Below are 15,080 nucleotides of genomic sequence, written 5' to 3' on the forward strand. Positions count from 1 at the left end.
CTGTTCCCTCCCGCGAATTAATCCGTATATCCGTGCCATAATCCGTGTGAGCTGAAGTCAGGGCAAGACAATGATTTTGCCACGGATGCACCGATGGATGTAGGGATAATTAATCTGCATTTTGTGAAGCTACAAAAAAAATCGGCGCTGAAAGGAAATTCCCCTTGCATCGGCAAAAAAATCATAGTACTATGTAAATATTGGGGGTTGCTCGTACATACGCATGACTTTTTATTCAACGCCAAAACATCGCCAGACACAGATTTTGTCACAGATGTACGGATGATTATGTTGCCTAGTAGAAGCGATCGCTTAACTTCAGAACAAAAATTCATCTTGTGAAGCACTAACAAAAAATCATTAGCAGGAGAAATATAGAAGCGATAGAACGACCTTCCGCTGTCGCGATCGCTCAGACTGAGAAAAAATCATTTTGTGCAGCACCAGCGAAGAAGTGGCAGAAAGATTTGACTATTCAATAACAAGGCAAAAATTTTGCCTAGAATGCCTAGAAACAGAGCCTCTGCATTTTGTGGAGCTACAAAAAAACGGCGGTGAAAAGAATTTCCCCTTGCATCGGCAAAAAAATCATGGTAATATGTAATTACTGGGGGTTGCTCGTACCTATACATGACTTTTTATTCAACCAAAAATCTAGATAAGGTTTTAAGGTGTCGCCGAAGTAACAGTAAAATCACATCAATTTAGATAGAATCAAAAATATATCAAAATATTAAGTAAAAATGAAAGTCGAAGAAGCATTGGAAGTTCTGGAGACAGTTCTACCTCCAGGCTCCTTAAACGCTGTAAAAAGAAAGGTATTTTCTCAAGCATGGGAAGGTAAAGCTTATGCTGAAATTGCCGAGCAAGCAGGTTATGACCCAGACTACATAAAAGGAGTAGCTGCAAACTTATGGCAAAGTCTTTCTGGTGTCTTAGACGAAAAAGTAACCAAGAAAAACTTTCGCGCTCTGCTGAGACAAAAATTTGGCATTCAGAAATCATGTCTTGCCAAAACAGAACTAAACATTCAACAACATATATTCCAATCTTCTACAGAAACAAAAAAAACACTGTCTAAACCAAAAATTGATTGGGGAGAAGCTATAGATGTTTCTGTTTTTTACGGACGTTCTCAAGAACTAAATCGACTACAACAATATATTATCGGAGATGGCTGTCGTTTAGTAGCATTACTAGGTATGGGAGGCATTGGTAAAACAGCAGTAGCAGCAAAAGTCGCCAAACAACTACAGAATAAATTTGACTATATAATCTGGCGATCGCTCCGTCATGCTCCCTCCCTAGAAACAATTCTCACTCAACTCGTATCATTTTTATCCCAGCAAGAATGTACTCAAGGAGAACTAAGCAAACTAATTGAATACTTGCGTAACTCACGTTGCCTAATAATTTTAGATAGTGTCGAAAGCATTTTACAAACTGGATGTACAGGTCACTATCGTCCTGGCTACGAAAACTACAGTCAACTCTTTCATTTAATCGGCGAAACATCCCACTCTAGCAGTCTCATCCTCACCAGTCGAGAAAAACCTCCGGAAGTAGCAGCCTTTGAAAGTATAGATGCAGCAGTACGCTCCCTACAACTACTCGGTTCTAAAGAAGTAGCCCATGCTTTACTAAAAACCAACAAAATATTAGGCTCAGAAACACAAAAACAACAGCTCAGTGAATATTATAGTTATAGTCCCCTAGCCTTAAAAATTGTCACCAGTTCCATAACAGACTTATTTGATGGAGACCTATCAGAATTTCTGCAACATGGCACAACCACCTTCAATGGTATTCGTCGCCTCCTCGACCAACACTTTCAGCGTCTATCAGAGCTAGAAAAAAAAATCATAGTTTGGTTGGCAATTAACCAAGACTGGACTAATGTACAAAGATTGCAAACTGATATTGTGCCAGCAATTTCCAAAGCAAATCTCTTAGAAAGTTTAGAAGCTCTGATCTGGCGCTCTCTAGTCAAGAAAAAATCAAGTATGTATACAGTTGAAGCTGTAGTAATGGAGTATATTCTCCACTACTTAATTGAACAGGTCGTTTCTGAGTTAACTACTGCAAATTTAGACTTATTTATCAGTCATTCTTTAATCATCACCACTGGCAAACGCTATGTTAAAGAACGACAAAATAAGCTAATTATAGAACCTATTGCCAGACAACTCAGCACAATATTTAGTTCGACTCGAGCGCTAGAACAACAATTGTTATTAATTTTAAACAAGCTACAAGCAAGTGAAACTTCCTTGTGTGGTTATGGCATTGAAAATCTGATTAACCTGTGCATGAAACTACAAATTGACTTAATGGTAAGTGACATTTCTCCCGGTCAAATAGAATCTCATAAATCTGCTAATACCTATTCCCAAAAAGCTATTGAAGTATTAGCTACAGTTAACTCGAAATCTTCTGAGTATTGTGCAATAGTTCCTGGGAAACTTTGCCCTGCTATTAGTCAAGCAGATAAACAAAAGTGCCATGAAAGTTATGACTCACAGTTGCTAGAGCATAGTTCTTGTGTTTGTCCTACTAATTCTGTAGATTTATCTGACCAAACTTGCTTAGAACCACCAAAACAAGAAGATGAAAATCTTTTAGACTGCCCAATGTTGTTGGAAAAAATGCAAATACCGACATTGGGTAATATTTCTGTCATCGCTTCTAGTCCAAATAGAGATTTTTTAGCGATCGCTGATAAATTGGGAGAAATTCGTCTGTTATCAACGGTGAAAGGTAAATCAAATTTGCTGCTTGACGGCCATACTCAAGAAGTACATTCTCTTGTTTGGAGTCCAGATGGAAATTTTCTCGCAACTGGTAGTAGCGATCGAAAAGTAAGATTATGGGATATTAATACAGGTAAATGTCTCCACATTTTTGCAGGACATACAGCACAAATTGATTCCTTAGTTTGGAGTCAAAATAGTCAAACTATTGCTAGTAGAAGTGAAGATAAAACTATTAAACTCTGGGATATTTCTACTGGCGAATGTTTGCATACTTGGTTAGCTGAAAATTTTATTCAATCCTCTACTTACTTGGATTTACTATCAACTGATATGTTTGAATTTTTAGCTCCTACTTTTATTGAAGTTGAATGTTCTGTTAGTCTAAGGATGAATGGCTTAAGTTTTGTTGGGTTTGTAGATTCTCAAGATGATTGTACGCCCATAGTATCTTTATTTGCATATAAAGCTTAGTTCAACAATTAATAATTAATAATTAATAATTACCTATCCTTGAAAATAAGAGGATTGACTCAAAGGAAAAATTTTTTTTTCTCCTTTAGTAGTTAAGTTGGCGTAGTCTCGCTCTATATGCAAAGATACTAAATGGCTTCTATACAGAGAGGATTGACTTAATCAAGGAATAAAGGTATAATCCCTCATCAAACATACCTTTATATTGTAATCCATCAGAGCAAAGTTAAAATTCAATAGTAAACAGAAAACTCTGATGGTTCAACACTCTGGTATCGTAGTACATCTCTAAACAATTAGAAATTTTTTAAATCAGCAATGATGAAATTATTTACTATTGGTCATTCTAATCATTCCATAGAATCTTTTTTAAGTCTCTTACAAAAACATCAGATAACAGCCTTAGCAGATGTTCGATCCTACCCTTATAGTAATTATTTACCTCATTTTCATCAAAAAAACATTAAGCAATATCTACAGAAAATCAATATTTCATACATTTTTTAGGCAAAGAATTAGGTGCAAGAACTAATAATTTAAGTTGTTACGTTAATGGAAAAGCTTTATACGAGCTAATTGCTAACACAGAAGAATTTCAAAAGGTTTAGAAAAAGTTTATCAAAGTTTGGAAAATTATAATATTGCTTTGATGTGTTCTGAACAAGATCCAATTACTTGTCATCGTGCTATTTTAGTGAGCCGACATTTAACATATAAAGGTTTAGACATTTACCATATTCTTAAAAATGGTGAATTAGAAAATCACTCTGCTCTTGAACAAAGACTGCTACAAATTAATCATCTTATTGAAAAAACCCAGCCATTTTTACAATTAAGTCTTTTTGATACTGAAAGCTTCAGCAAAAATGTTACCCAATCCACTAAAAATTCTGAAGATACAATACTTGAAAAAGCTTACAAAATTCAAGGGGATAAAATTGCATATGTAAACAAAAAATAGTATCTAATATTGTTTGTTAGATCTGGATAAGTCATTTCAGTTATCAGTTATCAGTTATCAGTACCTCTGTAATAAGGAGGTTTGACATCAGCAATGCTCTTTTCTCTTTGTCAATTAGATATGGTGCAGGTTTATGAGCCATCTCTCGACCGCTTTTTATCCCCTTAAAAGGGTAGGCTTTAGACAACAATTTTTCGGTAAAATGAAAAAAACTATTGAAATTTTTACAATTGGATTTACAAAAAACCGCTCAAGAATTTTTGATAATTTAACAGAATCAAAAGTAAAATGCGTTATTGATACAAGAGTCAATAATGCTTCTCAACTTGCTGGATTTGCGAAAAAAAAGATTTAGAATATTTTCTTAAAGTGATTTGCAATATTGAATATATTCATATTCTAGATTTAGCACCTACTAAAGAACTTTTAGATGATTATAAAAAAAGAGAATTACTTGGGATACTTATGAACAAAAATTTAATCACCTTATGAGTGAAAGAGAAATCGAAAAAAAAGTTTCACCCCAACTTTTAGACCGAGGTTGTTTGCTTTGTAGTGAAGCTAAACCACATTATTGTCATCGCCGTTTAGTAGCTGAATATCTCAATAAACAATGGGGAAATATTAAAGTATGTCATCTCTGAAAAAAATAATTTGTTTAGCTAATTCCTACAAACTAAATGAGCGTTGTATTGCAGGCATTGATTTAGATACGGGAAAATGGGTTCGTCCAGTATGCGATCGCCAATATCCTGAAGATGGAAGAGTACCTAAAAGAATTAGATTTGTTGAAGGTAGAGAACCAAAACCTCTTGATATTCTTGAAATTCCTCTTGATAATAAAGGAAATGATTTTGGTTTTGAAAGTGAAAACCTTTCAGTATTAAAAGGTGAATGGAAATGTTTAGGTCAAGCTAAAGTTGAAGAGATACTTCAATACTGTAATAATTCCGACTATATCCTACATAATTCTCGTAAATATGTTAATCCTTCCTATCTAAAAACAGTTCCCTTTCATCGACGTCGAACAATTGAAATTGTTAAAGTTAAAAAGCAAAATTTCTCTGTTACTCAAAATAAAGAAGGTAAATTTCGAGGTAGTATCAAAAATAATAATGGTTATTTGCTCTTAAATAATGCAAAAATTACCGATCCAGAATTTATAAAAGACTTAGAAAACGGATATTCTCTAACTTCAAATAATCTTTTGGTGACTATAAGTCTTAGTATGCCTTATGCTACTTCTCAAAATTGGGAAGGAGAACCTCCTTGTTGGAAGTTAATAGCAAATATACTTGAGTTTTGATTTGCCTAAAAGCTAATAATACTAGGTGCTTTCTGTTCCGGACTGCTCTGCAAACCCTGTCGGTCGCTTCGGACGAAAATATGTTGCAGGTGCTTCAAAAATTAATAATTAATAATTAATAATTAATAATTACCTCTCCTTGAAAACGGATAGTATTGACTCAAAGAAAAATTTTTTCTTGTTTCTCCTTTAAAGGAGAGGCTTCAAACCTTAATTATTCGGTAAATCCTATGTATATTATTCTTATGTCTATTCCGTTACTAGCCGTTAACCGTTACTAACCCTCACTCTCCTACTCCTTCACTCAAGAAAACATAGAAAAGTTTTTGAGAAGAGAATAAGACTATAGAGGAGAAGAACCCGATCGCTATCATTCAAATTAACTTTTTGACTAGGATGCTTTGATTAACTCATCAATATCTGTCTTATTAATTTCCCAGATTTCTTCTTCTTCCCATTCCCAAATCCATCTGCTATTTACCCGTTTCACGTTCCCGTCAAAATTATAAACTGTCGCCGTTGCCAAAGTCTCAATCCAGACAGTCGCTCCACAAGAATGAGGTTTTTCTGGTCGATAAACAATCCGACAAGGACCATGAATATCTATTTCGTGACCTTTGGCTAAATTTTCAGAACTTCGTTTGGCAGAAACTACATGAAGATCGGTATTCTGATTATTTTTATTGATGCCTATATTAGGGCGATTGAAGTGAATAGTATTCTTGCCACAGTGTCTACAGGAACGCCAACGAGGTTTGGGACCACGACTCCTACCTGCAATCCTAGGCATACCTTTATATAGAGGAATCACCCAAGTGCGACCGTTAATCTTTCTAGCTCCTTGAATTCGACCTTCTTTAAGTAAAACTCGGACTCTTTGAGCAGAAATACTTAAAAGAGAAGCTGCTTCAGTAGTACCCACAAACATGATTTTTTAACTATTTTGACATACGCAATAGTATAACATAAAAGTTCGCTCATCATTTCAGTAGGAGTATTATTCATAAATAATGGTATGAAATATTGTTCGGAATATAGGAATAAATAGCCTTATAACTGTACCTGACGCTTCCTCAAAAGTGCTGTAATTTTCTTAAACTTCTGATCGCTCATTTGGTGATCGCTATTATTGCAAAATAAATTTGTATTATTATTTTCCAGCTTATGTATATTGCTGCTTTTGTTGAGCAATCCAATCAAGAATTAAATCATTAACTATTTCAGGACATTCATCATGGGGACAATGGCCAGCATTATCAATTTCTGTTAATTTTAAACGGGGGTTAAGCTGAACAAACTGACTGGGATTAGCAAATTTAGCAGGAACTAATAAATCTTGCTTACCCCAAATCAATAACATGGGAGTTTCCAGGGTAGGAAGTAAAGCTTTCACACTAGGACCTAACTTTGTACTACCCATAATCTTAAATAAAATACAAAAAGCACGGGTAGCTCCGCGATCGCTTGGCGGTCCTGCTAATATATCTACAAGTTCTTCTGTAATTCGGTCGGGATTACTATAGGCAATTTTGACCCAACGACGAATAACTGAAGGTCTACGAACCACAGGGAACACAGCTCTCAATAACACCGGAGACGCAACAATATTTTGAATAAACTCCACAGTCGGTAATAACCAAGCTGGAATTGCTTCGGCCTGAGCTGCCGGATCGGGTAAACTAATCATGATCAGCAATGCAACTATATCTGGATAAGTCGCAGTCGCTACTAGAGAAACTAATGAACCGATAGAGTTACCAACTAATATTACAGGTACTTGAATAAAAGTCTGCCAAAATTCATACACCTGCTCTACCCAAAAACTAACATCGTAGTTGGCGATCGCTTTTTCAGAAGCACCAAAACCTACTAAATCTAGTGCATAAACTGTATGTTTTTGGCTGAGTACATTTATATTATGTTGCCAATGGCCTATTGATGCTCCAAAACCATGTAGCAGTAAAATAGGAGGGTTTTCTAACTTATGGCCTTCTAAAGTTTCGTGGTTATTTTGGCATCGAACATAAGTATAACGAATTTGCCACCCTCGCCATACCCAGTCTCTTTGACTACCTATTTTTTTTTGCCAGTTGCTAGTAGTATTGCCCACCATATACTTAAATAATTCCCAAATATTAAGATTTGCAAAGTGCCAGACACATTATTAATTATCTATCTACGTCAAACTAATAAACTTGCATAAAAGCCTTCATCCGTGATATCATTATTGTCTATAAACTATACTATTTATGTTAAAAACAAAATTCCCAAATTCAAATTCAATTTAAATAGATATTGCTAAATTAGCAAATATTCTGTAATGGTCTCTTTATAAACTAATTATGTACCATCAAATCCTCAAATCTATATGAGGTTAGGAACAGGCAGAATGTAAAAAACTAAGTCTTGATGCTTTACCGAAAATAGTTGGGAAGCGTAAAAACCCTTTAGAATAAAAATATCTGGTGCTTCAACTAGAGAGAGCATCAAAAAAAAGGATCTATCTAAAAAGTGTAGCCTGATTTAGTATGAATGTCCCTCTAAACAATCGTTTTAAATATTCCAATTAATGCCAATCGAAAAAAGAAATAATCGTAATCTCCCTCAAGTTAACAACAATATTCGAGTTCCTAAAATCAGAGCTATTGATGCAGATGGCTCTCAGTTGGGAATCATGGATACAGAAAAAGCATTGCAAATGGCCAGAGAAAAGGAACTAGACCTGGTTATGGTCAGTGATAAAGCTGACCCACCGGTTTGTAGAATAATGGACCATGGGAAGTATATATTTGAGCAGAAAAAGAAAGCACAAGAGGCCAAAAAGAAGCAACATAACGCAGAAGTTAAGGAAGTGAAGATGCGCTATAAAATTGAGGAACATGACTATAATGTTCGCTTATCTCATGCAAAGCGTTTTCTTGAATCAGGTGATAAGGTTAAGGCCACTATTATGTTCCGAGGCCGGGAAATACAGCACAGTAATCTTGCAGAAGCATTATTGATGCGGATGAAAGAAGATCTAAAAGATTTAGCAGAGGTTCAACAAGCTCCTAAGAGAGAGGGACGCAGTATGATGATGTTGTTATCTCCTAAAAAGTAAAGTGGGATAGTCACGGCATTGATAAATCTAAAGTTTAGGATAATAGTAATTAAGTGTTAGTGGATGAAGCTAGCTCTCCGTTCTACTTAATAAATTAAGTATATTCCTCTCCTGAGAATTTTCAGGAGGGGATTTAAACTATTGGGCAAGAAGTATACTTTTACCTAAATAACACAGGAGCATGAAAGCCATCGTCTTTTAAGTAATGGATGAAAGGCGAGGAGTCGGATTTTAATCCGAAGTATTTTATTTTACCGAAAAGCCACGTTGAAGGCCCCCGTGTTTGAACCGAGGGGATGAAAACAAGGTACTCGTTTGGACTAGACAACTAAAGTTTTCCTCTGTTACTATGATTGACAATAAGTTTTCGTTCCGCCCGTTTCCAATGTACTCTTGTCAGCAAGTTTTAGTAGGTAAAAATCCCGAATTAATTGCTATCTTAACATTCTTATGTGAACAGTCTCACAAGCTCACTAACATGGGAATATATTATGCCAGGCAACTATATTTTAAGTCTCAAAAAAGCATTGGCAAGTATAACTTAGAAAAGGTATACAAAAAGAACAATCACTATAAAGTTCTACATTCCCAAGCAGCACAACAAATATTGAGAACTGTAGCTGAATCATTTAGGTCGTATTATGGTCTAGTTAAAGCCTACAGTGAAGGAAAAATCGAACACAGACCAAGGATTCCTAACTACAGAAAAAAAGGGGGAATGGCTACAGTTAGTTACCCAACTCATGCATTAAAACTTAAAGGTAATCAAATTAGAGTGCCACTAGGTAATACCTGTAAACGCTGGTTTGGTCTAGATTGCTTTTTAATTCCAATGCCGACTAATCTAGAATTTTCATCTCTGAAAGAACTAAGAATATTACCGAGAAACAAATGTTTTACCCAAGAATTTGTCTATGAAAAAGAAGTAGTAGTTAAACCTCAATTAAATCAAGACAATGTATTAGGAATTGACCATGGTTTAAATAATTGGTTGACCTGTGTATCAAATTTGGGTACGAGCTTGATAGTAGATGGTAAACACCCACCTATCCCTCCCGGGAGGAACTAAAGGGGTGGGTTGGTACAACAAACAGATATCAACTATCAAAGAAAATAAACCGAATGGATTTTGGTCAAATAAACTAGCTGGCATTACAGAAAAGCGTAATCGTCAAGTGCGATTTGGGTATAAATAAAGCAGCCAGAATAGTAATTAATCATTGTTTAAAAAATCTATTGGTACAATTGTATTTGGTTGGAATAAAGGTCAGAAAAATGAAATAAAATTAGGAAAAAAAGTAATTCAGAATTTGTACCAATTCTCACAGCCAGACTGAAAGAAAGAATAGCTCAGTTGTGCGATGAATATGGAATTATATTTATAGAAACCGAAGAAAGTTATACTTGTAGGGGCGAATGGCCATTCGCCCCTTCATTTTTAGATGGTGACGATCTGCCTATTTATGGTGAAAAACTCGGTGCTGGTGCTCGGACTCAGGTTCCGAGCAAGGAAGCACCGACCCTACGGGCCAATGATTGGAAACCGTCAGGAAAAAGAACAAAGCGTGGTTTGTATAGAACAGGTAATAATTGGTGTGAAGACTGCAGACTGTAATGGGGCTGCAAATATAATTGCAAAAGTAAGCCGCAAAGCTGTAGGGGCGAACGGCCGTTCGCCCCTACTTAAGCCAACTGTGTAGGGGCACCGCGGAAATTGTCCCCAAAGAGTATATCTTTGGTCAGCTAAGAAGAAACGTAGCAACACGGATAAATCGCTGTTGCGTAGTATCTGCGCTTGTTTCCCCGTGACTGACCTCCGGGGAGTAGTCAATAACCATACACTTAAGTTCAAATTTAGCAAATTCATGGAACAGAGAAGTTTGAAAAATTACACAGGATTAGGAGATAAACTGCTAGTATCCCTAAATCTCCGTTCTGAGGAAGTAGAGCGAACCTTACTAATGTTTGCCGTATATACTCTTACTTCTGTAGGATTAATTTGGTTAGAACTAAGTACAGTTAGTTTATTTTTAGACCAGTATGGTGCTGATAAACTACCATGGATATATATTGCCAGTGCTGTTATAGGTTCGGGTTTGGGTTTTGTCTATTCCTGGCTACAAAAAATCATGCCTCTGCGTCGAGTAATAGTAGTTATTCTATTACTAATGGCAGCGCCTCTGTTTTTATTTCGTTTCGGTATTGGCATCGAAAATATACAGATAGCTGGCCTGAGTTTAGCTTTTCTGACTACCTTTATGATGTGGTTGTGGGTAGAAGCTTGTTATTTGCTCAACGATTTGAATACTTCAATCACAGCTAATCAGTTATTTAACATCAGAGAAATTAAGCGAACATATCCAATAATTAGTAGTGGTTTTTTAGTAGCAGGAGTAATTAGTGGATTTTCTCTACCTTTAGTACTATTATTTGCTGGATTGAGTAATGTTACAATAATATCTGGATTAATGATAGTATTTGGGTCAGGAATACTATTATTTTTATCAGAAAAATATCAACAATCTTTTCCGGACTCTAGTCGCTGGATACCAGAAGAAGACGAACAAGAATTTTCTACTCGGAACATCCAAGGACCTCTACAAGGTTATATACTGCCATTAATCACATTCTTTGTAATAGCAGAAGTTCTCTATGTATTAATAGACTTTCAATTCTTTTATCAACTAGAACTGCAAAACCCAACCACTGATGGAGCAAGTCAAATAGCAACTTTCTTGGGCTTGTTTGAGGGAGTTTTGAGTACCTGCCAAGTAGCAACTCAATGGTTTGCCTCTAGTCGTCTCGTAGAAAGAATAGGAGTTTTTGGTACGGCAATGGTACTACCAATAGGGGCAATAGCTTTAGGCTTATTTTCTTTTACAGGTGCAATAACAGGATTATTTTCAGTATTTATCGGATTAGTAATTCTGAGATTTTTAGATGAGTTACTACACTATACATTGATTGAAACTACTGGACCTGTTTTATTCCAACCTCTGCCTGAAAATATTCGTAGTGATGTTCAAACAATGGTAAATGGGGTGGCAGAACCATTTTCTACAGGTTTGAGTGGATTAATAATCCTAGCAATTCTCTGGTTATGTAGATTAATATTAAATCCTAGTCAAAGTGGGTTTCAAGACCGGCAGGGTCTAATATTTGTCGTAGCAATTCTGATATTTGGTTTCGTATGGTTGGGAGTAATATGGTTAATCAGAAGTCAATATGTAGGCTTGTTAGTGAGAAGCGCTGGTAAAGGAAGACTTGGTGTTTTAGATGTAGATATGCGGGCACTGAAGCGCTCGGTAGTAGAAACTTTGGAAAAAGGTACATCAGAAGAAGATAAGCGTTCCTGTATTGAGTTGCTCAGTCAAATAGATAAAAAAAATGTAGGGGAAATATTGGCTCCACTTTTGCCGGTGATGTCATCTGAATTACAACGTCAAAGTCTGGAAGTAATGTTGAATCATCCTAACCCTACTTATCTAGAACAAGTGCGTTCCCTAGCCCAGACATCAGTACCGCCAGAAGTATTGGCTTTAGCGTTACGCTATATCTGGCTGACAGAATCAGAGCCAGATATTAATCAAATACGACTTTATTTACAACCTTCAGTAGACCCAGTGGTAAGAGGTACTGCCGCAGCTTTAATTATGCGTCGAGGCGATCGAGGACAAAAAGCTGAAGCTACTAATGTTTTACGCAGGATGATTACTTCCAAACAAGAAAAAGAAAGAGTGATGGGTGTTCGTGCTTTGGGGGAAGCAGATTATTTGCAAGGGCTACGATTGTATGTTCCTAGTTTATTACAGGATGAATCGTTACGAGTACGAAAGTATTGCATGGATGTCATTGCTGCTACTCATTTGGAAAACTATTATCCCTCTTTATTACGAGGTTTGTCTTACAAATCTACTCGAGAAGCTGCATTACAAGCATTGGTTAGGTTAGGTAATGATGGGATTCCAATGTTGGTAAAGTTGGCAGATGATGCTCATAAGTCAGATTTGGCCAGATTACAGGCTTGGAATGCTATTGGTGAAATTGGTACACTCGAAGCGCTGGATGCTCTGGTAAACAGAATGATGACTACTTGGGGTCTGACACGCCGTAATATTATGCGAAGGTTGTTGACAATGCCAGGGGAAGTTGGAATTGAGGGGGTGCTTGAACGGGTAGGTCGTAGCGGTGTAGAAATTTTAATTGAGCAAGAGTTGATGTTTCTGGGGCAGATTTATGGAAGTATAGTAGATTTGTCTGGAGTGGATATGACTTCTACTACTGCTCTATCTCCTATCGTAGAGGAGGAAGTTAATGGAAAATTGACTACTGATTATACACAAATGTTACTGCGGGCATTAAAATTGCTGGAGTTAGATGCTATAGAACGGTGTTTCTTATTAATGAAGTTTCTCTATCCGTTGGGAGCTATTCAGGCAGCAGCTTTTAATATTAAGTCTGAATCACGTTCAAATTTAGCCCGTGGTTTAGAAATTTTAGATAATACTGTGGATATTTCTTGTAAGCGATCGCTGATTGATATTTTGGAGCAACACAGTTATGAGGAGAAGTTAAGTAGTTTGTCTGAGATAGTGGTTTATAAACTAATGGCTCCTAGCGAACGTTTACGGCATCTGCTAGATTTACGTCATTTTCTTTCTGATTGGGCTTTGGCTTGTTGTTTACAGATGGCTCGTGCAGCTCGTTGGAGTTTAACTGCAGAGCAAACTTTAGTTTGTTTGCGTCATCCTACAGGTTTTGTGCGGGAGGCGGCTTTAGCTTATTTACGGATGGCATCTCAACGTGCTTTGGTTGAATTATTGCCTAATTTGAGGAGTGACCCAGATCCTCTGGTAGCTGCTCAAGTAGAACAAATGATTGTTGAATTGGGGATTGGTTAATAATAGCAGGGTAGTTGTCCTAATTTGGATAAGTAGATAGGCAAATTTATTTGTATCAGGAGTTATATCAAATCCGGTAGCATCGGTGTAATTAGATGGGGAGATGGGGGACCCACCCCTAACCCCTCCCTGGAGGGGAGAAATATTTGGTAATCGTTGAAGATGGAACATTTTTTACGTGCCGAATTAAACGGATTTGATATTACGCAAAGACACTATATATAGCGTATGGCAAATAGAGCGATTGCTGACGCAAAGCTCCGCTAACGCTTAAAAATAGAGAGCGATTGCTGACGCAAAGCTCCGCTAACGCCTCAAGACAAGTACCATTGTAAAAACAAGGTTAATATCAAATCCGGTAGCATCGGTGTAATTAGATGGGGAGATGGGGGACCCACCCCTAACCCCTCCCTGGAGGGGAATGTGGGGGGATGGGGGGATGGGGAGATGGAGAAATATTTGGTAATCGTTGAAGATGGAACATTTTTTACGTGCCGAATTAAACGGATTTGATATAAAAAGTATCTATCAAATAAAAATAGCCCTGAATTTTATTGTGGGTTTCTTCAGTTCTTTTCTCAGATAATCTGAGAGTAATTCCCATTTGACTTTATAGATAGTTTTTCCTATTTTCGCACTCTATCTTTTTAAAAAGTTCCAGACTAACATAGCACAGGCTATATGATTTTTTTGAATTTTACTGAGACGACATTGACAAAATTCGCTTCCGTGTTAATTGCTTAATTCTGGCGTGAAATTCTTCAATCTTCCATCTAGTTTTAGTTTCAAATTCCACCGCATAAGAGTGAAGATTGACTTAAGTCATTAGTTGCTATATATTCTGTTCTGTTGGTAGAAACAGTTGCCCAGAATAGCTTAACTTTTTTATCTCAAAGGAATTCCTTTGATTTTAACTATTTTACCTGATATTTTTTCTGATTCACTCCAGTTTAACTCTCCTATATTTTTATATTTCTCAATTGCGACCAGTCTCATCTACGCTTACGATTTATTTTTAAGGGACAGTAATAAATTTTTTCTAAGTTATCTATATAATCCCATTAACCTTTGTGTTACATACCAACTATCCATTAACACAGTCTTAAATTGTAATTTTGTATTATTTACTACATTTAATATCATTTCTTCAACATGATCGCTCCTCACGTTTTATTATCAGTATCTGGGTCATAAAGCGCGATAATCTATAAGCCAAAACTGTTCTATTTTTGGATTAAAATATATACAATTTACTATCCCTATACCACGTTGGCGTAGCCTTGCGTCAGCAAATTACTTTATGCTCATTACCACGCTCACTGTCGCCGGACTAATTCAATTTTGTTACCATATTTCTTGTTGAGAACTGTATCATCAAAGATTAAATAGCCTTCTGTATTAGCCACAATTTCATGCACGAACATTTCGATCTAATTCTTGAGAATCAAAATTTTCGATTCTCAAATAACGATTGATCCTGTCATGGCTAATATTTTCTAGGTGATTTGCTAAGTTTGTAATAGTATAATTTGTATAAGAATTCAGTAAATATTGGTATGGGATCAATATAGTTAAAATTCATATTTTT

Annotated in this window: 15 protein-coding genes and 1 pseudogene; 13 read left to right on the plus strand and 3 right to left on the minus strand. The window is 36.3% G+C overall.

Going from position 1 to position 15,080, the window contains the following annotated elements:
• The first annotated feature begins 207 nt into the window (after positions 1 to 207).
• From SAGCYANO_RS47420 to SAGCYANO_RS08575, 8 genes are all read left to right on the plus strand, one after another.
• Positions 208 to 342 carry a hypothetical protein gene (locus SAGCYANO_RS47420; RefSeq protein ID WP_255502500.1) on the plus strand — a complete coding sequence of 45 codons (135 nt, stop codon included), beginning with the start codon at positions 208 to 210 and terminating at the stop codon, positions 340 to 342.
• 91 nt (positions 343 to 433) lie between these two features.
• Positions 434 to 604, plus strand: coding sequence for a hypothetical protein (locus SAGCYANO_RS08555; protein WP_202219687.1), 171 nt, complete (start codon positions 434 to 436; stop codon positions 602 to 604).
• Positions 605 to 743: 139 nt separating this feature from the next.
• The gene (locus SAGCYANO_RS08560; RefSeq protein ID WP_202219688.1) at positions 744 to 3,224 is read left to right on the plus strand and encodes an NB-ARC domain-containing protein; all 2,481 of its coding nucleotides are present in this window, start codon (positions 744 to 746) and stop codon (positions 3,222 to 3,224) included.
• A gap of 321 nt (positions 3,225 to 3,545) precedes the next feature.
• The gene (locus SAGCYANO_RS49055) at positions 3,546 to 3,731 is read left to right on the plus strand and encodes a DUF488 family protein (protein ID WP_307785848.1); all 186 of its coding nucleotides are present in this window, start codon (positions 3,546 to 3,548) and stop codon (positions 3,729 to 3,731) included.
• Between the two features lie 118 nt (positions 3,732 to 3,849).
• A complete protein-coding gene (locus SAGCYANO_RS49060) occupies positions 3,850 to 4,185 on the plus strand; it encodes a hypothetical protein (RefSeq protein WP_307785842.1) in 336 nt (111 codons plus the stop codon).
• 202 nt (positions 4,186 to 4,387) lie between these two features.
• Complete coding sequence (locus SAGCYANO_RS44410; protein WP_237395971.1) at positions 4,388 to 4,540, plus strand: hypothetical protein; 153 nt, start codon at positions 4,388 to 4,390, stop codon at positions 4,538 to 4,540.
• Positions 4,541 to 4,673: 133 nt separating this feature from the next.
• Positions 4,674 to 4,829 carry a DUF488 family protein gene (locus SAGCYANO_RS44415; protein WP_237395972.1) on the plus strand — a complete coding sequence of 52 codons (156 nt, stop codon included), beginning with the start codon at positions 4,674 to 4,676 and terminating at the stop codon, positions 4,827 to 4,829.
• A complete protein-coding gene (locus SAGCYANO_RS08575) occupies positions 4,817 to 5,491 on the plus strand; it encodes a hypothetical protein (protein WP_202219689.1) in 675 nt (224 codons plus the stop codon). The genes SAGCYANO_RS44415 and SAGCYANO_RS08575 overlap by 13 nt, the downstream gene beginning before the upstream one ends.
• Before the next feature lie 391 nt (positions 5,492 to 5,882).
• Here the strand turns inward: SAGCYANO_RS08575 and SAGCYANO_RS08580 are convergent, their stop codons facing one another.
• Positions 5,883 to 6,413: a helix-turn-helix domain-containing protein gene (locus SAGCYANO_RS08580; protein ID WP_237395973.1), complete on the minus strand. Its 531-nt coding sequence runs from the start codon at positions 6,411 to 6,413 to the stop codon at positions 5,883 to 5,885.
• A gap of 240 nt (positions 6,414 to 6,653) precedes the next feature.
• Entirely contained in the window at positions 6,654 to 7,604 is a 951-nt protein-coding gene (locus SAGCYANO_RS08585; RefSeq protein ID WP_202219691.1) for an alpha/beta fold hydrolase, read from the minus strand.
• 456 nt (positions 7,605 to 8,060) lie between these two features.
• Between SAGCYANO_RS08585 and infC the strand changes: the two genes are divergently transcribed.
• The 5 genes from infC to SAGCYANO_RS08605 all read left to right on the plus strand — a co-directional run bounded on the left by infC (position 8,061) and on the right by SAGCYANO_RS08605 (position 13,492).
• Positions 8,061 to 8,591, plus strand: a complete 531-nt coding sequence (gene infC, locus SAGCYANO_RS08590; RefSeq protein WP_202219692.1) for a translation initiation factor IF-3 — start codon at positions 8,061 to 8,063, stop codon at positions 8,589 to 8,591.
• Positions 8,592 to 8,976: 385 nt separating this feature from the next.
• Positions 8,977 to 9,660: a hypothetical protein gene (locus tag SAGCYANO_RS08595; RefSeq protein ID WP_202219693.1), complete on the plus strand. Its 684-nt coding sequence runs from the start codon at positions 8,977 to 8,979 to the stop codon at positions 9,658 to 9,660.
• A gap of 4 nt (positions 9,661 to 9,664) precedes the next feature.
• The gene (locus SAGCYANO_RS47425) at positions 9,665 to 9,787 is read left to right on the plus strand and encodes a hypothetical protein (protein ID WP_255502501.1); all 123 of its coding nucleotides are present in this window, start codon (positions 9,665 to 9,667) and stop codon (positions 9,785 to 9,787) included.
• A 158-nt stretch (positions 9,788 to 9,945) separates the two neighbouring features.
• On the plus strand, positions 9,946 to 10,206 hold the full coding sequence (locus tag SAGCYANO_RS08600; RefSeq protein WP_202219694.1) for a hypothetical protein: 261 nt from the start codon (positions 9,946 to 9,948) through the stop codon (positions 10,204 to 10,206).
• Positions 10,207 to 10,456: 250 nt separating this feature from the next.
• Positions 10,457 to 13,492, plus strand: coding sequence for a HEAT repeat domain-containing protein (locus SAGCYANO_RS08605; protein ID WP_202219695.1), 3,036 nt, complete (start codon positions 10,457 to 10,459; stop codon positions 13,490 to 13,492).
• Positions 13,493 to 14,020: 528 nt separating this feature from the next.
• Here the strand turns inward: SAGCYANO_RS08605 and SAGCYANO_RS08610 are convergent.
• Positions 14,021 to 15,070 (minus strand): annotated as a pseudogene (locus tag SAGCYANO_RS08610) (transposase).
• Positions 15,071 to 15,080 lie beyond the last annotated feature (10 nt).

The sequence above is a fragment of the Okeania sp. KiyG1 genome (assembly GCF_014132355.1).
Lineage (GTDB): Bacteria > Cyanobacteriota > Cyanobacteriia > Cyanobacteriales > Microcoleaceae > Okeania.

Coding starts and splice junctions, on each gene's coding strand:
- SAGCYANO_RS08560 (WP_202219688.1), top strand. CDS start 744: ATGAAAGTCGAAGAAGCATTGGAAGTTCTGGAGACAGTTCTACCTCCA.
- SAGCYANO_RS49055 (WP_307785848.1), top strand. CDS start 3,546: ATGAAATTATTTACTATTGGTCATTCTAATCATTCCATAGAATCTTTT.
- SAGCYANO_RS44410 (WP_237395971.1), top strand. CDS start 4,388: ATGAAAAAAACTATTGAAATTTTTACAATTGGATTTACAAAAAACCGC.
- SAGCYANO_RS44415 (WP_237395972.1), top strand. CDS start 4,674: ATGAGTGAAAGAGAAATCGAAAAAAAAGTTTCACCCCAACTTTTAGAC.
- SAGCYANO_RS08575 (WP_202219689.1), top strand. CDS start 4,817: ATGTCATCTCTGAAAAAAATAATTTGTTTAGCTAATTCCTACAAACTA.
- SAGCYANO_RS08585 (WP_202219691.1), bottom strand. CDS start 7,604: ATGGTGGGCAATACTACTAGCAACTGGCAAAAAAAAATAGGTAGTCAA.
- infC (WP_202219692.1), top strand. CDS start 8,061: ATGCCAATCGAAAAAAGAAATAATCGTAATCTCCCTCAAGTTAACAAC.
- SAGCYANO_RS08595 (WP_202219693.1), top strand. CDS start 8,977: ATGTACTCTTGTCAGCAAGTTTTAGTAGGTAAAAATCCCGAATTAATT.
- SAGCYANO_RS08605 (WP_202219695.1), top strand. CDS start 10,457: ATGGAACAGAGAAGTTTGAAAAATTACACAGGATTAGGAGATAAACTG.